20 protein-coding genes and 1 pseudogene are annotated in these 21,119 nt (G+C 71.8%); 10 read left to right on the top strand and 11 right to left on the bottom strand.

Features of this window, described 5'->3' with window-relative positions; translation table 11 throughout:
* Nucleotides 1–79: 79 nt before the first annotated feature.
* From DEJ46_RS36005 to DEJ46_RS35990, 4 genes are all read left to right on the top strand, one after another.
* Entirely contained in the window at nucleotides 80–1,120 is a 1,041-nt protein-coding gene (locus DEJ46_RS36005) for a C40 family peptidase (protein ID WP_150273173.1), read from the top strand.
* Nucleotides 1,121–1,242: 122 nt separating this feature from the next.
* Nucleotides 1,243–1,611 (top strand): BlaI/MecI/CopY family transcriptional regulator, encoded by a 369-nt coding sequence (locus tag DEJ46_RS36000; RefSeq protein WP_150273171.1) that lies wholly within the window; start codon nucleotides 1,243–1,245, stop codon nucleotides 1,609–1,611.
* On the top strand, nucleotides 1,608–2,516 hold the full coding sequence (locus tag DEJ46_RS35995) for a M56 family metallopeptidase (protein WP_150273169.1): 909 nt from the start codon (nucleotides 1,608–1,610) through the stop codon (nucleotides 2,514–2,516). Before DEJ46_RS36000 ends, DEJ46_RS35995 begins: the two co-directional genes overlap by 4 nt.
* 114 nt (nucleotides 2,517–2,630) lie before the next feature.
* Nucleotides 2,631–3,416 carry a sulfite exporter TauE/SafE family protein gene (locus DEJ46_RS35990; protein WP_150273167.1) on the top strand — a complete coding sequence of 262 codons (786 nt, stop codon included), beginning with the start codon at nucleotides 2,631–2,633 and terminating at the stop codon, nucleotides 3,414–3,416.
* Nucleotides 3,417–3,466: 50 nt separating this feature from the next.
* Here DEJ46_RS35990 and DEJ46_RS40255 read toward each other — a convergent pair.
* The 3 genes and pseudogenes from DEJ46_RS40255 to DEJ46_RS35975 form a co-directional block, all read right to left on the bottom strand.
* Nucleotides 3,467–3,961, bottom strand: a pseudogene (locus tag DEJ46_RS40255) (GNAT family N-acetyltransferase); the annotation flags it as partial.
* Between the two features lie 257 nt (nucleotides 3,962–4,218).
* Entirely contained in the window at nucleotides 4,219–5,391 is a 1,173-nt protein-coding gene (locus DEJ46_RS35980) for an esterase-like activity of phytase family protein (protein WP_150273165.1), read from the bottom strand.
* Between the two features lie 89 nt (nucleotides 5,392–5,480).
* Nucleotides 5,481–6,272: a class I SAM-dependent methyltransferase gene (locus tag DEJ46_RS35975; RefSeq protein ID WP_150273163.1), complete on the bottom strand. Its 792-nt coding sequence runs from the start codon at nucleotides 6,270–6,272 to the stop codon at nucleotides 5,481–5,483.
* 477 nt (nucleotides 6,273–6,749) lie between these two features.
* Between DEJ46_RS35975 and DEJ46_RS35970 the strand changes: the two genes are divergently transcribed.
* From DEJ46_RS35970 to DEJ46_RS35960, 3 genes are all read left to right on the top strand, one after another.
* The gene (locus tag DEJ46_RS35970) at nucleotides 6,750–8,774 is read left to right on the top strand and encodes an ATP-binding cassette domain-containing protein (protein ID WP_150273161.1); all 2,025 of its coding nucleotides are present in this window, start codon (nucleotides 6,750–6,752) and stop codon (nucleotides 8,772–8,774) included.
* Nucleotides 8,775–8,894: 120 nt separating this feature from the next.
* Nucleotides 8,895–9,764: an NUDIX hydrolase gene (locus DEJ46_RS35965; RefSeq protein WP_150273159.1), complete on the top strand. Its 870-nt coding sequence runs from the start codon at nucleotides 8,895–8,897 to the stop codon at nucleotides 9,762–9,764.
* The gene (locus DEJ46_RS35960; RefSeq protein ID WP_150273157.1) at nucleotides 9,761–10,540 is read left to right on the top strand and encodes a methyltransferase domain-containing protein; all 780 of its coding nucleotides are present in this window, start codon (nucleotides 9,761–9,763) and stop codon (nucleotides 10,538–10,540) included. Before DEJ46_RS35965 ends, DEJ46_RS35960 begins: the two co-directional genes overlap by 4 nt.
* Before the next feature lie 69 nt (nucleotides 10,541–10,609).
* On the opposite strand, the gene DEJ46_RS35955 is transcribed toward DEJ46_RS35960, so the two are convergent.
* Nucleotides 10,610–11,620 carry a hypothetical protein gene (locus tag DEJ46_RS35955; protein ID WP_150273155.1) on the bottom strand — a complete coding sequence of 337 codons (1,011 nt, stop codon included), beginning with the start codon at nucleotides 11,618–11,620 and terminating at the stop codon, nucleotides 10,610–10,612.
* A complete protein-coding gene (locus DEJ46_RS35950; protein ID WP_150273152.1) occupies nucleotides 11,617–11,967 on the bottom strand; it encodes a thioredoxin family protein in 351 nt (116 codons plus the stop codon). The genes DEJ46_RS35955 and DEJ46_RS35950 overlap by 4 nt, the downstream gene beginning before the upstream one ends.
* Nucleotides 11,968–12,287: 320 nt before the next feature.
* Between DEJ46_RS35950 and DEJ46_RS35945 the strand changes: the two genes are divergently transcribed.
* A complete protein-coding gene (locus DEJ46_RS35945) occupies nucleotides 12,288–14,243 on the top strand; it encodes an amino acid transporter (RefSeq protein ID WP_150273149.1) in 1,956 nt (651 codons plus the stop codon).
* Nucleotides 14,244–14,314: 71 nt separating this feature from the next.
* On the opposite strand, the gene DEJ46_RS35940 is transcribed toward DEJ46_RS35945, so the two are convergent.
* From DEJ46_RS35940 to DEJ46_RS35925, 4 genes are all read right to left on the bottom strand, one after another.
* The gene (locus DEJ46_RS35940) at nucleotides 14,315–14,545 is read right to left on the bottom strand and encodes a hypothetical protein (protein ID WP_150273147.1); all 231 of its coding nucleotides are present in this window, start codon (nucleotides 14,543–14,545) and stop codon (nucleotides 14,315–14,317) included.
* 238 nt (nucleotides 14,546–14,783) lie between these two features.
* On the bottom strand, nucleotides 14,784–16,211 hold the full coding sequence (lysA, locus tag DEJ46_RS35935) for a diaminopimelate decarboxylase (RefSeq protein WP_150273144.1): 1,428 nt from the start codon (nucleotides 16,209–16,211) through the stop codon (nucleotides 14,784–14,786).
* Between the two features lie 14 nt (nucleotides 16,212–16,225).
* Complete coding sequence (locus DEJ46_RS35930) at nucleotides 16,226–16,618, bottom strand: SAV_915 family protein (RefSeq protein ID WP_150273142.1); 393 nt, start codon at nucleotides 16,616–16,618, stop codon at nucleotides 16,226–16,228.
* A gap of 198 nt (nucleotides 16,619–16,816) precedes the next feature.
* Entirely contained in the window at nucleotides 16,817–17,488 is a 672-nt protein-coding gene (locus DEJ46_RS35925) for an endonuclease (protein WP_150273139.1), read from the bottom strand.
* A gap of 222 nt (nucleotides 17,489–17,710) precedes the next feature.
* Here DEJ46_RS35925 and rpmF point away from each other — a divergent pair, with 222 nt between their 5' ends.
* Nucleotides 17,711–17,881, top strand: coding sequence for a 50S ribosomal protein L32 (gene rpmF, locus DEJ46_RS35920; RefSeq protein WP_150273137.1), 171 nt, complete (start codon nucleotides 17,711–17,713; stop codon nucleotides 17,879–17,881).
* 6 nt (nucleotides 17,882–17,887) lie between these two features.
* Nucleotides 17,888–19,048: a GTP-binding protein gene (locus DEJ46_RS35915; RefSeq protein WP_150273136.1), complete on the top strand. Its 1,161-nt coding sequence runs from the start codon at nucleotides 17,888–17,890 to the stop codon at nucleotides 19,046–19,048.
* Nucleotides 19,049–19,168: 120 nt separating this feature from the next.
* Here DEJ46_RS35915 and DEJ46_RS35910 read toward each other — a convergent pair whose 3' ends face one another.
* Nucleotides 19,169–19,354 (bottom strand): CsbD family protein, encoded by a 186-nt coding sequence (locus DEJ46_RS35910; RefSeq protein ID WP_150273134.1) that lies wholly within the window; start codon nucleotides 19,352–19,354, stop codon nucleotides 19,169–19,171.
* 86 nt (nucleotides 19,355–19,440) lie between these two features.
* On the bottom strand, nucleotides 19,441–21,063 hold the full coding sequence (locus DEJ46_RS35905) for a phospholipase D family protein (RefSeq protein WP_150273132.1): 1,623 nt from the start codon (nucleotides 21,061–21,063) through the stop codon (nucleotides 19,441–19,443).
* Nucleotides 21,064–21,119 lie beyond the last annotated feature (56 nt).

Raw genomic sequence — 21,119 nt, 5'->3', positions numbered from 1 at the left:
GGGGCGGCGGCGGAGGCGCCGCCGTGTCCGCTGTGCGCACAGCCCTTGTCGGCGGCCGAGCAAGAAGGAGCTCTCCCCCGTGGCTTCCCACCGCCGCCCGAAGCAGACCAACCCGCGCCGCACCGGAGTCCTCACCGCGACGGCCGCGGCGGCGGTCGCCCTCTCCACCCCGTCGGCCTCCGCCGATCCCCTCCCTGACCCCACCAAGAAGGGCGTGCAGGCACAGGTCGACCGCCTCTACGAACAGGCGACCCAGGCGACCGAGAAGTACAACGGGATCAAGGAGGAGGCCGAAGCGCTCAAGAAGCAGGTGGCGAACCTCCAGGACGCCGCCGCCCGCAAGCAGGGCGACCTCAACGAACTCCGCGACCGGATCGGCACGGTGGCTGCCGGCCAGTACCGCTCGGGCGGCATGGATCCCGCGCTCCAGCTCCTCCTCTCCGAGGACCCCGACACCTACCTGGCGAAGGCCTCCGCCCTCGACCGGGCCGGCGACCGGCAGACCGTCACCCTCCAGCAGTTCCTATCCCAGCAGCGCGCGCTCCGGCAGCAGCGCAGCGAGGCGGCGGAGAAGCTGGGCGATCTCGACGCCGTCCAGCGGGAGCTGGGCAAGCGCAAGAGCGAGATCCAGGGCAAGCTGCGTGAGGCGCAGCGCCTCCTCAACACCCTGTCGGCGAAGGAACGCGCGCGGATCGCGGAAGGGGAGGCGCGAGCGAACCGGGCGAGCGCGCGGGTCGATCTCGGCAACGAGGCGAGTGCCTCGCAGCGCGCCGCGGCAGCCTTCGCCGCGGCCAAGAGCCGGGTCGGCATGCCGTACGTCTGGGGCGCGAGCGGACCGACGTCCTTCGACTGTTCCGGCCTCACGTCGTGGGCGTTCCGCCAGGCCGACGTGTCCATACCCCGCACGTCGCAGGCACAGGCCGGGGTCGGGACGCGCATCGACTCCCTGAGCGCGCTCAGGCCCGGCGACCTGATCATCATGCGCACCGACCTGAGCCATGTCGGCTTCTACGCGGGCAACGGACAGATCCTGCACTCCCCCAAGCCGGGCGCGCAGGTGCGCTACGAGTCCATCGCCCGCAGCGGCATGCCCTTCATGTGGGGCGTACGCATCGGCTGACGCCGGCTCCGAGGCCCGACGGGCACTCGGACGGCGGCGCCGGGAGCCGCGGGCCCGGGAAGGGCCGTGACCTGCCCGACTACTATGCAGCCGAGTGCGGAACAGCGGAGAGGACACGGCCCATGCGTCGGCTGGGGGAGCTTGAGGCGGAGATCATGGACCGCTTCTGGAGATGGGACCGCCCCGCGACCGTCCGCGAGGTCGTCGACGACATCAACGAGCACCGGGACGCCGCCTACACCACGGTGACCACCGTCACGACCATCCTCTTCCACAAGGGCCACCTCACGCGTACCCGCGACGGGCGGGTCTGGCACTACCGGGCCACCGCCTCCCGCGAGGCCTACGCGGCGGCGCTCATGGAGGACGGCCTGGGCGCAAGCGAGGACCGCCCGGCCGCCCTGGCCCAGTTCGTGGAGAACCTCGACGCCGACGAGATCGCGGCCCTGCGCAAGGCCCTCCGCGATGTCGAACGGCGGGCGAAGGAGTGAACGCGGCCCCCGCCCTGCTGGCGTACGCGGCCGTCGTGGGTGTCGCGGCGCCGCGCCTCATGACACGCAGCGCCTGGCCGTACCGCGCGCCCGCGCTGGGCGCGGCCGTGTGGCTCGCCCTGATGATGTCGTTCACGCTCACGGTGGCGCTCGCGGCCACCCAGCTCGCGGCGCCGACGGAGCATCTGCACGCGGGGCTCCTGGGGCTGCTCCACGCCTGCGGTCTGGGCACGGAGGCGGCCGGGCCCGACCCCACCACGGCGGACCGCCTGGCCGTCGCCATGCCACTCGCCGTCGTCACCGCCTTCGTCGGGTCCTTCCTCTTTCATCTCGCCCGCACGACGCTCATCCGCGCACGCCACCGGGACCGGCTCGACCTGGTGGGCACGCGCTGCGACCGGCTCCACGTCACCGTGCTCCCCCACTCCACCCCGGGGGCGTACTGCCTGCCGGGCTTCCGCTCGCGCATCGTCGTCAGCGACGCCGCCGTCCGGCTGCTCACGGAGGAACAGTTGGACGCCGTCCTCGACCACGAGCGGGCGCACGTCGCGGGCCGCCACCATCTGCTGCTCGCCGCCGCGGACGGGTTCGCCACCGTCTTCCGCCGGCTGCCGCTGGCACGCCACGGGCGGGAGCAGACGGCCGTCCTGCTGGAGATGATCGCGGACGACGGCGCCCTGCGCCGCCACCCCCGCGAGGTCCTCGCGACCGCGATGTACGAGATGGCCGCCGGCCGCGCTCCCGAGGGTGCCTTCGCGGTGGGCGGGTCGACGGCGCTGCTCCGCATGAAGCGCATCCTGGGCCCGCACCGGGCTCCGCACCCCGCCCTCCGGGGATCCATGGCCTCGGCCGCCGTCGCCGTGCCGCTTCTGCCCCTGCTGGTGGCCTGCCCTCCCGGCCTCTGATCCGCACGCGAACGGACCGACAACACTCCTCCCGATCCCTACGGAACCCCACCGTCTAGGCTGTCGCGGAGGTCGAGCGGCATCACGCCGACAGGCCTCCTGAGGGGGTGTCAGGTGGAGTGGGGGCTCGGCGTCGCCGGCCTGACGGTCGGGCTGCTGACAGCCGTCGTGACGGCACCGGTCGGAGTCTCCGGGGCCGTGTTCCTGCTCCCGGTGCAGCTCAGCGTCTTCGCCGTGCCCAGTCCCGCCGTCACTCCCACGAACCTCCTCTACAACGTGGTGGCAGGGCCCGGCGCCCTGCTGCGCTACCGGCGAGACGGCGCTCTGACCGGGCCGCTCGTCCGCCTCCTGGTGCTGGGCTCCCTGCCCGGTGTCGTCCTCGGCGCGATCATCCGCGTGTTCGCGCTGCCGGGGCCGCGCGTCTTCCGCCTCCTGATCGCCGCGCTGATGCTGCCGCTCGGCGTGTGGCTCATCGTCAGAACCCTCCGCCCGGCGCACACGGCGACCCCCAGGCCCGGACCCGCGCCTCGGACGGTCGCGTCGATGGCGCTCGCGGTCGGGGTCGTGGGAGGCGTCTACGGCATCGGCGGCGGGTCCATACTCGGCCCCGTCCTCGTCGGTCGCGGCGTCCCCGTCTCCACCGTCGCGCCCGCCACGCTCGCCTCCACCTTCGCCACGTCGGTCGTCGGCGCCTGCACCTACGCCCTGCTGTCCGTGACGCACAGCGGCAGCATCGCACCCGACTGGCCGCTCGGACTGGCCTGCGGTCTGGGCGGACTCATCGGCGGCTACCTCGGAGCGCGCCTCCAACCGCGCATGCCGGACACCTTCCTGCGCGTGCTCCTCGGCTCCCTGGCCGTAGGACTCGGCACGCTGTACGCGGTCGAAGGGCTTCTCTGACAGGGCGGTTCCGCACTCCCTCCGCAAGGACGGATGTCGGCGTCGGCGTCGGCGTCGGCGCGGAACGAGATCCAGACGTCGGGCGGCAGGTCCGGACGGCCGGGAACGGGCCTGCGCTCTTCGGACCATGCCTCGCCTGCGACCTCGGTCGCGACCCGCCTCCAGAAGCGGACCGCAGCGGCGTTGGCGTCCTGGAAGGCCACTTCCCATCGCCCCGGGTGGCAGGCGACGACCTGCTGGACGGCGCTCAGGCCGATGCCCGCCCGGCGGGCTCCACGCACCACGAAGAAGCTGTTCAGCACGCGCGTCGGCTCGGCCAGACCACGAACGAGGGCGAGACCGACAGGTCGATCGCCGCTGGTCAGCAGGTACGGAGCCCAACCGGCCTCCGTGAAGGCGGCCTCAAGCCTCTCCTTGCGGAAGGTGCCGTCAGGGAAGGGAAGCACCTCGCTGAACTCCGACATGTCATGGCGGAACATGAGCCACAGCCGCTCGACGGCAGGACGGTCGTCAACGGTCGCGAGGCGCACGGAAACGTCTGACATGGCACTCCTTCGATACAGGGCACCGACCCCTCAAGCACGGTTATGGGTATGCCGAATTCAGTGGTCGGTGCGACGGGAACGCCCGGGAAGGGCGAACATGCCCTCGTGCTGTTTGCCGGCTGGGCATGAAAAAAGCCTCCCCAGGGACATGTGTCCGCCCGGGAAGGCTTCGGTGATACCGCGCATCATAGCGTGATCTCACGGCGCTGTCGCGGGGCCGGTGTCGGCCGGCCCCGCGCGTCACGCACTCGTCATGGTCAGCGGATGGCGAGCGCGACGATCTGGGTGACCGCGTCCGAGACGAAGTTGTCGTCGCTGACCAGGATCAGCGACCGCTCGCCGGAAGGCAGTTCCGGGCCCCACGTCATGCCTTCGGTGTTGTCCACGGTGGAGAGCCCCAGGGTGTCGAAGTCCGCGACGAGCTTCTTGCGCATCGCCACGACGGGCTGTCCTGCCAGCGACTCCATCCCCTGGACATCGGTCGCGCCACGGGTGGTGGCGTCGTAGAGACGAATCTTGTATCCCGATCCGGCGACCCAGGTGCGCTCGAGGACGAGGTAGCGGTTGGGGTTGTCGGGAAAGGCGAGGAGGGACGGGACCCCGGTGTCCGGGCCCCAGGGGCTGGTCGGGTCGGACGGGGCGAAGATCTTCTCGAGGGGGTACGCGAACTGGCCGAGCACCCCGCCCTCGCGGGTCTGCCGCGTGACCCTGACAAGAGCGCCGTTCTCCAGGTCGGGCACCGGGCCGTCCTGGATCAGCGGGCCCTCGACCGCGCTGGTCACCACTCGGCCCTGGGAGCCGAAGGTGATCGCCTCGATCGCCTGGTTCCGGCGCGGACCGCGCTCCTCCATGGTGATCTCGTAGTTCGACGGCAGCGGCAACCGGCCGAGGTAGGCGCCGGTGGGGCCGGCGAACTGGATCGAAGGCTGGATCACCGGTCCGGCGCCGACCGCCCTGGGCCGGTCGCCCTCCTGCGCCCACCAGTAGTCGCAGGTGCGCGGATCGACCCGGATCTCCTCCGGATCGATGGCCTTGCCGTCGCCGACGGAGGGCGCCGGGTACGTCGAGCCGTCGGGCTGGAGGAGCGGGTGCGTACCGGTGAAGTCGACGGAGTGCACGCCGGCCGCGTCCACGTCCAGCTTGGCGGTGTAGAAGCGGGCGGGCTGCAACTGCGAGCGGTCGTCGCTGAGGAACACGTACTCCCCGGTGCACCGGTTGCGGTCGACACCGGAGAAGCCGCCGACGGTGGTGCCGCGGAAGTCGAGCTTGTGCGGAACGATCTTCTCACCGAGCAGACGGGCGTGCGCTGCCGCACGCCCCGACTGCCGTTCGTTTCCTCCGGGTTGGGCGGCCACGGCCACCGCGGGGGCGAGCGTCGACGTCACGAGCAGGGCTACGGCGCACGCGCGGCGCGTCAGGGAAGCTCTCATGCAGATGATCTTGCCTCTGCCCACCCAGGGGCGCAGTCACCCAACCGGGTACTCCTGCCGGCCTGTCGGACGCCTGTCCGAGTGTCGGCTCAGGCCCGCACCGCCGGCTCCGCGATGTCGCACCGGGAACGCAGATCGGCGGGACCGATGAACCTCCGCGGTGCGCCCCGGCGTTCGGCGGGTTCGGGCACCGCGGGCGCGTACGGGGCGGAGAACAGCGCGAGTACGCCCGGATGGACGGTGCACAGCGGCATCCTGCCGTTCTCGGCGGCCGCCGCCCGAAGCCGCTCGTCGGCGGCGAGCCGCTCGCCGCTGACGTAGAGCAAGGCGTTCTGCGCGTACCAGGGCTCGATCGCGTGGTCGTCCCACAAGCGGGTACGCAGGCAGTCGACGAGCTCGTACCCCCACTGCTCGAAGCGCTCGCGCCAGTACGGCGGCCACTGCTCGTTGCGATGGTCCGTTCCGGTCTGGCCGGGGATCGCGGCGGAGAACAGGACGACGTCCGACATGGCACACAGGTCCGCGACCAGGGAGTCGGCGCGGGACTCGTCGAAGTGCTCGGCAGCTTCCATGCACATTGCCAGGTCGAAGCGCCGATCCAGGCGCAGCGGGCTGCTGAGGTCCTGCTTCATGAAGCACTGCGGGGGGATGTGGAGCGCCTCGGGGGACACCCAGGGTCCGTCGACGCCCAGGATCTCGTCCACTCCCAGGTGCTGGGCGGTGGCGAGCCAGGAACCGGTGCCGCACCCGACGTCCACGACGCTCGCCGGCCTGACGAGATCGAACACCAACGGCAGCACGCGCTCGGCGGAGCGCCGCGAACCGTCCTGCTGGCCGGCGTAGAACCACTCGCCGTAAGCACTCGTAGAGACAACACCCATCAGACATCTCCTAGCGCCGAAGGTCCCGAGAGGACGAGTTCCCGGAGAACGAATATTTGCAGACAAATAGGACTTTCGATGAGACGCGCGCGACGAGGCGGACGGGTCGTGACCTGTCCGGCCGATCACGGCGATGCCCCGTCAGTCGCGAGTCGCAAGGTGTGAGTCGCAAGCCGGAAGTCGTGAGCCGTAGGTCGTCATCGGCGTTTCGGCCACCACGGTCGCCCGCCTCGGGTCACGGACGGCAAGGGTCGATGTACCCGGCACGAACGCACATTCGCCTGCTCATGGGGTTCGCGCCCCGTCCGAAACACGTGTGTTCGAAACCGGCGAGTGGGTCGTTGAACGCCGCGACACCCCAGACCACTACCTCCCGGAGGCCGCCGTGTACCCCCTTCCCGCTGTGACGACTCCCCTCCCTGCCCTCCTTCGCGCCGGCGCCTTGCTCGCGGCACGCCCGTATACGAGGTGGGGGGCATGACGAGCACCGCGGACGACGCGTCGTCCACAACCGGGGCGGAGACCCATTCGGCCTCCGAGGAGCTCCTGTTCGGCGGTCGGCTCGACTACGACCAGGGGTGGAACCAGTACCGCGGGACCTGGGTGAAGCTGGGCATGTGGAGCATGGCCGTCAGCTTCCCCCGACAGGTCGCCGTCGCCGTCCGGCTGGCGAGGCAGGCCGACCGGAGAGCCCTGTACACGGTGGCGGTCAGCGAGTTCGGCCGGGGTCTGGCGCAGGCGTTCACGCTGGTCGCGGTGAACGCGCTCCTGACCGAGCTGCTGGCGGCCGGGACCCTGGCCGATCGGCTACGGGGGTCCGTGCCGGCGCTGGTGCTCGTATCGGTGCTGTCGGTCGTCTCCTCGCTGCTGAAGTCGGCGTCGACCGCCTCCACGGGCGTCCTGGAGCCCAAGGTCCAGCGGGTCGCCACCGAGCGGTACCTGAGTCTGGTCGCCCGGGTCGAGATGGACGCCATCGAGGACGACGCGTTCCACAAGCTGATGGACTCGGCGCAGTGGGGCGCCGACGGGGCCCGGCGGATGGTGGGCTACTGCACGGCCGTGGTCGCCTCGGCGATCTCGCTGATCGCCGCCGCGAGCGTACTGACGGTGCTGCACTGGGCGCTCCTGCCGCTGCTGGTCGCCATGGCGCTGCCCAGCGCGTGGGGGGCGTTGACGATGGCTCGCGCGCGGTATGCGAGCTGGCACCGGTTCGTCCAGCACGCTCGGGCGGCGCAGCTGATCAGTCGCCTGCTGATCGACCAGCAGGCGGCAGGTGAGGTCCGGGTCCATGACGTGGGGCCGTTCCTGCTGGAGCACTTCCGGGGCATGGCGGAGACGAGCGAGCGGGAGCAGACCCGTCTCGCCTGGGTGGCGGCCCGTACGGGGCTGCTCGCCGACGGGGCCCGCGGTGTGGCGACGGTGGCCGCGTACGGCGTGCTCGGTCTGCTGCTGTGGAACGGGCAGATGGCGCTCGCGGTCGGCGGCACCGCGGTCCTGGCGATCCGGGCCGGTTCGGCGAGCATCACCGACCTGGTGCTGCGGGTCACCGACATCCAGGAGGAGTCCCTGTTCGTCGCCGACCTGGAGCGGCTGTGCGCCGAGGCGGAGCGGCGTGCGATCCCGGAGACGGGGGTCGATGTGCCGGACGACTTCGACGCGATCCGCTTCGAGAAGGTCTCCTTCTCGTACCACGGCGCCGACGAACCGTCCCTGCGGGAGGTGGACCTGGTCATTCCGCGCGGCAGGACGGTGGCCCTGGTGGGGAGGAACGGATCGGGCAAGTCGACGGTCTCGAAGCTCCTGTGCGGCCTGCACCTGCCCGCCTCCGGGCGGGTCCTGTGGGGTGACGTCAGCGCCGCCGACGCGTGCCGGGCCCGGATCTTCTCGCGCGTGGCGATGGTCGCGCAGGACTTCCAGCGGTGGCCCTTCACCGCCCGGGTGAACATCGGCATCGGCCGCAGCAGCGTCCCGATGGACGACACGGCCATCGAGGCCGCGGCCGCGTACGCCGGGGCCGACGAGGTCGTCAGGGGGCTGCCGCGCGGTCTGAGCACGCTGCTGGCCCGCGGCTACCGGGGCGGGCAGGAGCTCTCCGGCGGACAGTGGCAGGCGTTCGGCCTGGCCCGGAGCAAGGCCCGCAACGGCCAGGTGCTGATCGTCGACGAGCCGACGAGCGCCCTCGACCCGGCCGCCGAACAGCGCGTCTTCGACCAGATCCACCGACTCGCCGGTACGGGCCAGACCACGGTCCTGATCACGCACCGCCTCCACAGCGTGCGCCACGCCGACCTGATCTACGTCCTGGACGAGGGCCGGGTCGTCGAGCACGGCACGTTCGCCCAGCTCATGGACCCCGCCACGAGCACGGGTGCGTTCCGGGAGGCGTACGAGCTGCAGGCCCGCCAGTTCGCGAACCCTTCGGTACCGGCCCAGCCCACCCGGGGCGAAGGCACACCGAGCAAGCCCGGCGCCCTCCTCGGTGAAGGGGAGGCACTGGCGTGAGTCAACCCGACTAGGTCCCACCAGGTCCGCCCACGCCCCCAGCGTCCCGCCGGCATCCCCCGCCGGCGGGACCACCGTCCACCAGCCCCCGCCGGCCCGAGAGCTCCGTGAGGTTCCGACATGCCCCCTTCCCCCGCCCACATCCGCACCCTCCTCGGCGACTACCTCGACCGACACCCCGGCGAACACGGCTCCCTGACCGGCCTGCGGGCCACGCTGGAAGCTGCCGTCGATCCGACCAGCCGTACTTCCCTCCCCGGCCACGTCACCTGCAGCGTCGCGGTGATCGACCGCGACGCCCGGGGCCCGGAGAAGGGCGAAGCGGCGCACCGGCACTACGACTTCCGTTTCGTCTTCCATCTCGCCGACGACGCACCGGACCTCACGCTTCAGGCCGAGGAGGTCGACGGCGCCGCCTGGCTCCCCTTCGACGAGGTCGCCTCCCCCACCCTGCGCGCCAAGCTCGTCGCCTCCGGACTGGACGGCGCGATCCGACCGGTGGCCGCCGGCGCGGCGACGGCTGCCGTCGCGCCGGTGAGGGCATCGGTCGGGACCGTGCCCCACGTGGTCGGCGCCCATCTGTACCTGGAGCGCGCCGGCCATGTCCTGTTGGGCCTCCGTCATCCCGATTCGGCGTACGCGGGCGGAACCCGGCACGCCCTGGCCGGGCACCTCGGGGCGGAGGCCGCGACCGCCGGCCTGGTCCGGGAGGCGCACGAGGAGGCCGGGCTGGTGATCGTCCCGGCCGGCCTCGAACTCGTACACACCGTGCATCTCGTCGACCGGCCCGGAGACCGGCCCCGCATCGGTCTCTTCTTCCGAGCCCGCCACTGGGAGGGCGAGCCGGAAGTACGGGAGCCGGACAAGTGCGTCGCCTGGCAGCGGTGGAGCGCCAAGGATCTGCCCGAGCCGATCGTCCCGTACACGCGCGCCGCGATCGAAGGCATCCTGGCCGGCCGCCCCTACACGGAGATGGGCTGGTCGCGTTGACCGACTTCGCCGCGGTCGGCTCCGCCTACGCCGCCCACTCCCGCACCGGCCGGGGGCGCCTGCGTCACGATCTCGTGGCCCGCCGCCTGCTGGCCGAGCTTCCCGCCGGGCCGGTGCGGGTGCTGGACGCAGGCTGCGGCGACGGCGAGATGACGCTTCGCATCGCCGCGGCCGGACACCATGTGACCGCGGCCGACCCGTCGGCCGAGATGCTCGGCGCCGCAGCCCGCCGCTTGGCCGCCCGACCCGAACTCGCCCCGCGGGTCCGCCTCCTCGAGGCAGGTGTCGAGGACCTCTTCTTCGACGGAGGCCTCTTCGACGCGGTGTGCTGCCACGGCGTGCTGATGTACCTGGACGACACTCCGGGCTCGGTCGCCCTCCTGGCCGGTCTGGTCGCACCGGGTGGGGTGCTGAGCATCCTGACGAAGAACCGGGAGGCGATCGGCTTCCGCGAAGCATTGCGCGGCGACTGCCCGGCGGCGCGCCGCCTCATCGCGTACGGCTGCGACACCAGCGTCGGCAACCTCGGCCTGGACACACGAGGGGACACGGCCGAGACCCTCGACCGGCTCGCGGCCGAGCACGGCCTCACACCGCTGGACTGGCAGGGCGTCCGGATCTTCCACGACCACCTCGCCGGTTGGGACCCGGCCCCCTCCGCATACGCGCAGGCGCTGGAAACGGAGTGGGTCGCCTCGTCCCGTGACCCGTATCGACGCCTCGGCCGCCTCGTGCACACACTGGCCCGCCGCCTGCCGGGAGGGGACGAGCTGTGACGGCTCATGACCCGGCGGGCTCGATGCGAGGGAGGAGCCACGTGTCCCCTTCGACTACAGCCGCGCGGATCAGACGGTCGTCCAGCGCTCCACCGTCTCTCCGTCGCGGGTGAGCCACGTGCCGTCGCCGAGTGGCACGGCAGTGGCTCCCGGCGTCCGCGGGTAGCCGACTTCGGCGAGGGGCCTGAGCGTGTGGGCGTCGAGGAGGATGTGGGTGCTCTCCTCCGCCCACGGCTCCTCGGCCGTCGCGACCAGAATCCGCTCGTCGTCGACGAAGCCCGGGGTGTAGCCGACGAAGACCCGGCCCTCGGGAAGGATCGCGCCGGCCTCGACGACGACGTCGTCCGCGCCGTCCTGCATGCGGCAGAGGTAGCCTCCGCCGACGTCCTGGCCGAGCACCACCCCGTGCCCGCCGAGACCGACGTACGGTTCCTCGGCGGTGCCCGCCGCCCGGGCGTCGAGTCCGGTGGCTGTGTGGGCGAGCAGGAGGCAGTCGGTGCCGTCCTGACCCATGGAAGCGGTGAGCAGAACCTCGGGGCGTGCGTCCGGGAACTGCTGGAAGGCGTACGTCGCCGAGAAGGACGGCAGGACGTGCTCCGCGAGCACCTCACCGGTGGCCAGGTCGAGGACGCGGCAGATGTCGCCCCTGGAGAGGCCGTCGGCTCCGGGCGGGCCGGCCATGGTCGCCAGCAGGACGCGGCCGGCCGGGTCGGGCGTGCACGCGCCGGCGGCCTCGGGTGAGTGCTGCCAGTCCCTGTGGCGGTGCTCCCAGCGGGCGGTTCCGTCCGCCTCGTAGACGGTGACGGCCTCTCGGCCGCTGAGGGCCAGGGCTCCGTCGGGCAGGGGCGAGCAGTAGGTGTCCGAGCCTACCGTGGCCGGGTCGGTCCACGAGGAGCGGTCGGCGAGTACCCGGGACGGATCGGCGGCGACCCTGCCGACGGTGACGACACCCTCGTGGCGGGTGACGAGCCAGTGCGCGCCGTCGCGCAGGAGCCAGCCGTCCATGCTTCCCAGCGCCTCGGTGACACCGGGCACGGACTCGCGGGCGAGGAGCCGTGCGGGGACACGGGGACGGTTCATGTGCTCTTCCCGAGGTGGGCCTCCAGGAACTCCCGGACCTCGGAGGTGGTCATGGGTCCCGCGCTCTGCGCCACCGCCTCTCCGTCCTTCAGCAGGACGCAGGACGGGGCTCCGGTGATCCCGTAGCGCTTGGTCGCGGCGGGGCAGCGCGTCATGTCGGTGCGGACGACCGTCAGGCGGCCTGTGTACGCATCGGCCACGCCACCCACGACGAGGTCCATCGTCCGGCAGGGCTCGATCGCCTTGGGCCATGTCCCGATGAAGTACGCGAGGACCGGGACTCCGCTCATCCCGAGGATGAAATCGAACTCCGCGTCCTCACGGGGCTGATGAACCTGCTTCGCCATGGAAGCTCCTGACCTCGTGTTCCGTCGTTCCCTCCCCATCATCCCCTCCCCGTTCGGTGCCCCTGACCCGGCACGATCGGCTGACTGGCCCGGGGCCTGGGGAGACCCAGCGTCGCCCTCTCCGTGGCCACACGCGCACCCGGTACGCCTCACGGCGGCACCCGATGTGAGGAAGGCGACGCCCTACCGGCGGATCTTGACGCTTCTCTGATGCGCTGGCCACGGCTGCCGCCGTGCGTGCTGCTTACGCTGGCTCGGCCGCGGGACCGCCGGCCGAAACCCCCCTCATCACGTCATCGAGCAGAACCCGGGAGCACCCCATGGCCACCACTCTCGAGACGCGCGGCAACAGGCTGCGCGCGTGGATGCTGGAGGGCTTGTCCGACATGGGCAAGGGCAGACCCTCCCGGCCCGCCGAACCGGCTCCCGACGCCGCTCACCAGGGCCAGCCCTGGTACCGCGTGATGTGTCTGACCGGCGTCGACTACTTCTCGACCCTCGGCTACCAGCCCGGCATCGCCGCCCTCGCGGCCGGGCTCCTCTCCCCCATCGCCACGATCGTCCTCGTGATCGTCACCCTCGCCGGCGCGCTCCCGGTCTACCGGCGAGTGGCCGAGGAGAGCCCGCACGGCGAGGGCTCGATCGCGATGCTGTCGCGACTGTTGTCGTTCTGGAAGGGCAAGCTCTTCGTCCTCACCCTGCTGGGCTTCGCGGCGACCGACTTCCTCATCACCATCACCCTCTCCGCGGCGGACGCCTCGACCCACCTGGTGGAGAACCCGCACCTCGAATCGGCGCTGCACGACAAGCAGGTCCTGATCACCATGATCCTGATCGCGCTGCTCGGCGCGGTGTTCCTCAAGGGGTTCCTGGAGGCGATCGGCGTGGCCGTGGCCCTCGTCGGGACCTACCTCACGCTGAACGTGGTCGTCGTGGTCACGGGCGTGTGGCAGGTCCTGACCGAGGGCCACGTCGTCACCGACTGGACCAGCGCGCTGACCCAGGAGCACGGCAACGTCTTCGTCATGATCGGCGTCGCCCTGATCGTCTTCCCGAAGCTCGCCCTCGGCCTCTCCGGCTTCGAGACGGGCGTCGCGGTCATGCCGCACGTGAAGGGTGATCCGGGTGACACGGAAGCTCGGCCCGCCGGCCGGATCCGCGACACCAAGAAGCTCCTGACCACGGCCGCGCTGATCATGAGCGTGTTCCTGATCTGCACGAGCTTCATCACCACCGTGCTGATCCCGCACGAGGAGTTCGAGTCCGGCGGCGAGGCCAACGGCCGCGCCCTGGCCTACCTCGCCCACGAGTACCTCGGCAGCGCGTTCGGCACGGTCTACGACGTGTCGACGATCCTCATCCTGTGGTTCGCGGGCGCTTCCGCGATGGCGGGGCTGCTCAACCTGATGCCGCGCTACCTGCCGAAGTACGGCATGGCCCCGCACTGGGCCCGCGCCGTGCGCCCGATGGTCATCGTCTTCACCCTGGTCGCCTTCCTGGTGACATGGATCTTCGACGCGGACGTCGACGCCCAGGGCGGCGCGTACGCCACCGGTGTCCTCGTCCTGATCTGCTCGGCCGCCGTCGCCGTGACCATCGCCGCCCGCAAGGCCGGGCAGAAGGGGTGGACCATCGGCTTCGGCGTCATCTCCGCCGTCTTCCTCTACACCACCGTCCTCAACGTCACCGAACGCCCCGACGGCGTGAAGATCGGCGCCTGCTTCATCGCCGGCATCATCCTCATCTCTCTTCTCTCCCGCCTCGGCCGTGCCTTCGAACTGCGCGTCACCCACGTCGAGCTCGACGAGATGGCCGAGCGCTTCATCCAGGACATCTCCCGCCGCACCCCGCGCTTCATCGCCAACGAACCCGACAGGCGCGACGTCGCCGAGTACCGCGACAAGATCGAGCAGATCCGTGCCGACAACGACCTTCCGACCACCGAGGACTTCGTCTTCGTCGAGGTCACCGTCACCGACCCCTCCGAATTCGAGGCGGGCCTGACGGTGAGGGGCGAGGTCCTCCACGACCGGTACCGCGTCCTCACCCTGGAGTCCTCCTCGGTGCCGAACGCCCTCGCCGCGCTCCTCCTCCAGTCCCGCGACCTCACCGGCGTCCGCCCCCACGTCTACTTCGAGTGGACCGAGGGCAACCCCTTCGCCAACTTCCTCCGCTTCTTCCTCCTCGGCCAGGGCGAGGTCGCCCCCGTCACCCGAGAGGTCCTGCGCGAGGCGGAGCCCGACCGGGACCGCCGTCCCCGCGTCCACGTCGGCTAGGGCCGTTCTCCGGGGGCATCCGACTCAGGTCACTGGCCGGCCTGCCGCGAGGCGGAACCTCAGTCGGCAGATCACGCCGGAGAAACCGGCAGCGCCGCCGACACCACGGCGAGCCCCACGGTGAGGGCGGACAGGCCGATCAGCATCACGCCGAGCAGCGCGCCGACGGCGACCTCCGCGCGCCCCGCGCCCCGGGCGGCGGGGCGCGGAAGGACGGTGATGATCACGAGGACGGCTACGCCGGCTGTGACGGCGACAGCCACGTTGATCACGTAGTCGAGGACGAGCGAGTCGGCCGCCACGAGGCTGCTGCGGTGCCCTGGCCGTGTACGGCGTCCTTCTCGGTGGTTGGAGCGGTGACGGGGTCGTCACGGCCGGCCGGTCCCGGGGGTGCCATGACACCCCCGGGGCCGTGGGCCGTGGGCCGTGGGCCGTGGGCCGTGGGCCGTGGGCCGTGGGCCGTGGGCCGTGGGCCGTGGGCCGTGGGCCGTGGGCCGTGGGCCGTGGGCCGTGGGCCGTGGGCCGTGGGCCGTGGGCCGTCTACAGACCTATGTCCCGTGCCCTGAGGTCTTCCAAGGTCTCCCGGCGCACCAGGACCCGGGCCCGGCCGCCGAGGACGGCGACCACGGGCGGGCGGCCGACGAGGTTGTACGAGGAGGCCATGGCCAGGTGGTACGCGCCTGCCACCGGGACCGCGAGCAGGTCACCCGGGTGGGTGTCGGCGGGCAGCGGCACGTCCTCGGCGAGGATGTCGCCGGCCTCGCAGTGGCGGCCCACGACCGTCACACGCTCGGCTCCGGCCGTCGAGTGACGGCCGATCAGGCGGGGCGTGTACCGCACCCCGTACAACGCAGGCCGCGGGTTGTCGCTCATCCCGCCGTCCACCGCCACGTACGTCCGCCCGGTCGTGCGTTTCACCGCGAGAACCCGGTAGACAGCGACTCCGGCGGGGCCCGCGACGGCGCGGCCCGGCTCGATGATCAGGCGCGGGACGGGAAGCCCGGCAGCCGCGCAGCTCTCGGCGAGTTCGGTGCGGACCCTGGCCGCCAGCGTCCGCAGGTCGAGAGCCGGCTCGCCGGGACGGTAGGCGATGCCGTGTCCGCCCCCGAGGTCGAGCTCCGGCAGCACGACCCCATGGGCGTCGCGGACCCTGGCCATGAGGCCGACGAGCCGGCGCACGGCCACGAGGTACGGTCTGGCGTCCGTGATCTGCGAGCCCAGGTGGCAGTGGATGCCGGTGAGTTCGAGTTGCGGCTGGTCCAGGATGCGAGCGATGGCGTGCTGGGCGTGGCCGTCGCGGAGGGACAGACCGAACTTCTGGTCGTCGGAGCCGGTACGTATCTTGTGGTGGCCGCCCGCGCTGATGCCCGGGGTCACCCGGACCATGACCTTCTGGTGACCCCCGGTGCCGACCGCCGCGGCGATGCGGGCGATCTCCGCGGGGGTGTCGATGACGATGCGGCCCACGCCCAGACGCAGTGCGGTCGCCAGGTCCCGGGGCGACTTGGCGTTGCCGTGGAGCAGGATCCGGTCGGCCGGGAAACCGGTGGTGACGGCCAGTTCCAGCTCTCCGGCCGAGCACACGTCCAGACCCAGTCCCTCCTCCTCGACCCACCGGACGAGGGCGCGGCAGAGGAACGCCTTGGCCGCGTAGTGGATCTCGGCCTCGGGGAAGGCAGCACGGTAGGTGCGGCAGCGCTCGCGGACCTCGGCCTCGTCCACGACGTAGACGGGGGTGCCGTGGCTCCCGGCGATCTCGGTGAGGGGAACGCCTCCGACGAGGACGTCGCCATGAGGGCGCTCGGTCGTGGTCGCGGGCCAGAGCGAGCGGAGGTCGGCGGCGTCGGAGCCCGTCGGGGTGACGGGGGCGGGGCCGGCCGGGGGGACGTGGGCAGCGACGGGGGCAGTGTCGGTCGGGATGGTGCACGCCGTGTCGGTCGGGGCGGTGGGCAGGGGAAGGGTGGTCATCGCTGGGGCTCCCTTCAGTTCGCCAGCCCGGCGAGCGGCCGCGGGCTCGGCAGCGGCTCCGCTCCGGAAGCGGTCACGCCGACGGTGATGTCGGCAGGCGTGCCGTCGATCGAGGCCGCGGGAGTCCGGGCGGTGAGGACGGGGTCGATCCGCAGGTCGCGGACGCCCAGCGGTTCCATGAGCGCGCGCAGCGCCGGTTCGGCGAGGACGATCCACGGCTGGGCAGCCCCCAGGACGGCCCTCAACCGCTCCGGACCGGTGAACGCGACGGCGGTCCGGCCTCCGACGGGCGTACGGAAGAGACGGGTCACGTACCCGCCGGGGCCCGGCCGGACGGGCACGCAGAGCCGTCCGGCCGGGAGCTGTTCTCCGGGCTCGGGCTCGTCTCCGTACAAGGCAGCTGACATGGCTTCCTCCGAGGAAGGGAACGCGGCTCCCGGCCGCGGTCGCGGCGGGGTGTCTCCGACGCTATTCCCGGACCTCAGAGGTCCCGGCCGCCTCTTGATGCCCCTCTGACGGCATCCGCCGGGACGCATACGCCGCACATACACCGCTCCCGACGGCCGGCCACCCCGGCGCTGTGCGCCACGGAGGCGGCGCTCGGGTCAACCGGCAGCAGCCGCACCGAGGACCGTCGGCGGCGCGGCCCACAGTTCCTCCGCCGCGTGCTTGGACAGGCTTACCCGTACGAGGGCCGCCGCCAGTCGAGCGATGTCCTCCGGGGGGACGTACCGGGCGAGACCGGCCGGGGTGTGCGGGAGGCCCAGCCCGGCAGCGGTCGTACGCGAGCGCTCGTCGAAGAACGGGCGCAGCTCCGGCCACACGGCCTGCACCTCCCGGCAGAAGATGTCCGCGCCCACGGGCCCGATCCGGGGCAGCTCCTGCAGGAGATCCCGCAGCTCCGCCGTGTCGTCGGCGGCCTGCGCGCGGAGTTCTCGCAGATCCCCGTGGAAGCGGCCGAGCAGCAGTTCGGCGCCGTCACCGAGCGCGGTCGCGGTGCTCTCGTCGTACCGGACGTAGTGAGCCCGTCCGAGGGCGTCGACGCGCTCCTGCCAGGTGGAGGCCACCATTGCCCGGGGCGTCCGCAGCCCTGCCGCGAAGAGTTCCCGGGCTGCGGAGGTGGCGATGTCGGCCCTGATCCGGATCGAGCACAGGACGGTGAGGACCAGCAGCTGGTAGAGGGGCGCGGGCTTGTCGCGGAGGGTGATGCCGGCTTCGTCGGCGTAGGTTCGTCCGTGGTCTCGCAGCAGCTTCGTGATCTTCTCTGCCGTGTCCATGGGTACACCCTTCCGCGGGTGGCGGCCCGGCTCGCCGACCGGGCGTCCCGTTTCATGAAGGGGCGACTACCCCGGTGACGGCCGGGCACCCGTGAGCGATGCCGCACAGACCGCGCCCCCGGCCCCCGTCGCAGCGAGTGCGGGAGCCGCAAGGGCAAATTGATAATGGCATCCATTTTCATATAGCCTCTCCGTGACAGCACCGGACCGAGGAGTCTCACGATGGCCGTTCCCAAGCGGAAGATGTCCCGCAGCAACACCCGCCACCGCCGCGCGCAGTGGAAGGCGACCCCCGCCCAGCTCGTTCCCCTCACCGTGGACGGTTCGGTGTACCTGGTGCCGCAGCGCCTGGTGAAGGCGTACGAGCGCGGCCTGATCCGCCCGGAGGGCTGAGCGCTCATGACGTCCACCGACCGGCTGCCCGTGACCGTGCTCTCGGGGTTCCTCGGGGCCGGGAAGACCACGCTGCTCAACCATGTGCTCGGCAACCGCGAAGGGCTGAGGGTCGCGGTCATCGTCAACGACATGAGCGAGGTCAACATCGACGCGGCGCTCGTGCGCGGCGGCGACGCGGCCCTGTCCCGCACCGAGGAGCGACTGGTCGAGATGACCAACGGGTGCATCTGCTGCACCCTGCGCGACGACCTCCTGGAGGAGGTCGACCGGCTCGCCCGCGAGGGACGATTCGACTACCTGCTCGTCGAGTCCAGCGGCATCTCCGAGCCCATGCCCGTCGCCGCCACCTTCTCGTTCCCCCGCGACGACGGGGCCACCCTCGGCGACCTCGCCCGCCTGGACACGATGGTGACCGTCGTGGACGCCGCGAACTTCCTTCCGGAACTCCACGGCGGTGACGAACTCGCCGCGCGCGGCCTGGCCCCGTACGAGGACGACGAACGCACCGTCAGCGATCTCCTCGTCGACCAGGTCGAGTTCGCCGACGTCATCGTTCTCAACAAGCTCGACCTGGTCGGGCCCGAGGAGGCCCGCCGGCTGCGGGCCACCCTCTCCCGGCTCAACCCGGAGGCGCGCGTCGTCCCGGCCGTACGCGGCCGGATCCCCCTCGAACTCGTCCTGGGCACCGACCTCTTCGACGTCGAGAAGGCGCAACAGGCACCCGGCTGGGTCAAGGAGCTCAACGGCGACCACGTACCGGAGACCGAGGAGTACGGCATCTCCTCCCTCGTGTTCCGCTCCGACCGGCCCTTCCATCCCGGGCGGCTCTGGAGCTTCGTCACCAAGGGAATGGAGAGCGGCACCTTCGGACGCGTACTGCGCTCCAAGGGGTTCTTCCGGCTCGCCGGCCGGCCCCGGGTGACCGGGCTGTGGTCGCAGGCCGGCACCGTCGCCCGCTTTGAACCTTCCGGCGCCCACGGCCCGGACACCGCGCAAGGCCAGGAACTGGTCTTCATCGGCACCGGGCTCCGCGCCGAGGCCCTGCGCGCGGCCCTCGACGCCTGCCTCCTCGCGCCGGGCGAGCCCGTACCCGCCGACGACCACTTCCCCGCGTGGGAGACGTACGGCATCGAGGAGGCCTGCGAGCACGAGAAGGCCGCCTGACACCCGGCCTCTCCTCCGGCTCCGGGCCGGACGGCGGTCGCCGCCTCGACAGCCGGAACGGGGCCCCGCGGGCCCCGCCTCGGCGCGATTCGCCGTCGGCGCCTGGACGGCTCGCCAGGTCTACTTCTCGGGGTCCAGGGAGTCGCGGACGCCCTTGGCGCGGTCACGGACCGCGTCACCCGCTTCGCGGGCCTTGCCCTTCATCTGGTCCGTCCTGCCTTCCGTCTCCAGGCGCTTGTTGCCCGTCGCCTTTCCGGCGACCTCCTTCATCTTGCCCTTCGCCTTCTCCGTACCCTTGCCGGCCATCACGAAATGCTCCTTCCGTAGGGGTTCGTTCCATGCGTCACGCTAGTCACGCACCGGGAATCCCGCCCGTCGACGAAACGGCTCGTTCAGAAGGTGTTGCGGCGCCGCATCCCCAGCGGACGGCCGTCCGGATCGACCAGGACATGGTGCAAGGGGGTCGCCAGCGCCCTCTGCGCCCCGGAGAGGTCCGGGGGTGTGTACCGGCGCAGACGGCCCGCCGGCCGTGGACCGCGGCGGCCGCCTTCGTGCCATGCGTCGAGCGCGGCGGCAGCCTCCTCGAAGGCGCCGAAGGCGGTCGCCGGGTCACACAGCGCGTCCAGGGCCGCCGCCCGCTGCCCCTCGGTCCCCTCCGTGTCGAGGTGCTCGCCCATGAGCTCCAGGCGCAGCTCCCGGGCGAAGACGCGTGCGCCGTCCCCCAGTCCCCCGGGGTCCCGTGGTTGCCGCTGGTCCAGGCTTTCGTCGACGACGGCGCAGCTGAGTTCGGAGTCGTGGGTCCACGAGCGGAGGTTGATGTTGTCGGAGCCCACGGAGGCCCACACGTCGTCGATCACGCACACCTTGGCGTGCACGTACACGGGGGTCCCGGCATGGTTCTCCACTCCGTACACCGCGACGCGGTCGCCGCCCGCACGACGCAGCTCGTCCAGGGCGGTGACCCGCCCGACCAGGTTCATGGGCCGGGTGAGCCGGCCGTCCTGCTCCGGGACCGTGGGGATGACGCCGATCATCAGCAGTCCGGGGTGCCTGGACAGCGCCCGGGCGAAGCAGGCCACGACCCTCGGCGACCACAGGTACTGGTCCTCGACGTAGATCAGCGCCCGGGCCCGGCGCAGCGCCTTGAGGTACCCCCGCGCGATGCTCCGCTCCCCGTCGGGGGCGAAGGGGTACCCGAGCAGCAGTCGGTTCGGATATGTGCGCAGCAGCTGCACGGTGTGCGTGCCGCACGGCACCGGATCGTCGGTCTGCGCCGGCAGGCTGTCCGCGTCGGTGTCCTCCCGGTGCATCAGCGCGCGCAGGCGGGTGACGGGGCTGCGGGTGAGCGGGGCGGGGTCCTGCCACCGTTCGCGGAACACGGCTTCGACGTCCCCGACGACGGGGCCGCGCAGGGCGAGCTGGACGTCGTGCCACGGTGGGTGCGGACCGTAGGCGGAGGCCATGGGCAGAGACTGGCGGTCGCCTCGGTGGGTGGCGTCGTCGTTGCGGTTGCGGCAGAGGTCGATCCCTCCGATGTACGCCACGTCGAGCTCCGGGCGCCCGGGGTGACGCAGTACCACCATCTTCTGGTGGTGCGACCCTCCGGGCCGCACCCGCATGTCGAGCAGGCACTCGCCGCCCGCCTCCTCGATCTCCTTGCCGAAGCGGCGGTTCTCCTCCTGACTGAACCGGAGGCTGTCCAGGTGGGACCGCCAGAGCAGCCCCTTGACGACGACGTGACGTCCGGCCGCCCGGCACAGGACCTTGCCTATCTCGGTGTCCTCGCCGGCGAGCCGCTCCTCGGGATCGCCGCGCCAGTCGGTGAACAGAAGCAGGTCGCCCGAGCGCATCTCGCGGATGGCCGCCAGGAGTTCCCCGAAGTACGCGGCGCCGTGGACCAGGGCGTGTGCCTGATTCCCGTCGGACCAGACCTTCCCGTCCGGGCGGCGCCGGTCCAGGCGCGTCGCGGTGTTGCCGCGTTCACCGGAGGCCAGAAGCCACTCTGCGCGTGTCACGTCGGCTCTCCAAGGTGCTCCTGCCACCCTGCCACTGGCTGCGGCAGGCCGGGGGC

This window comes from Streptomyces venezuelae, assembly GCF_008642375.1.
Classification (GTDB): Bacteria; Actinomycetota; Actinomycetes; order Streptomycetales; family Streptomycetaceae; genus Streptomyces; species Streptomyces venezuelae_G.
The sequence above is the reverse complement of the archived record's forward strand: the minus strand, read 5'-3'. Positions and strand labels throughout refer to the sequence as shown.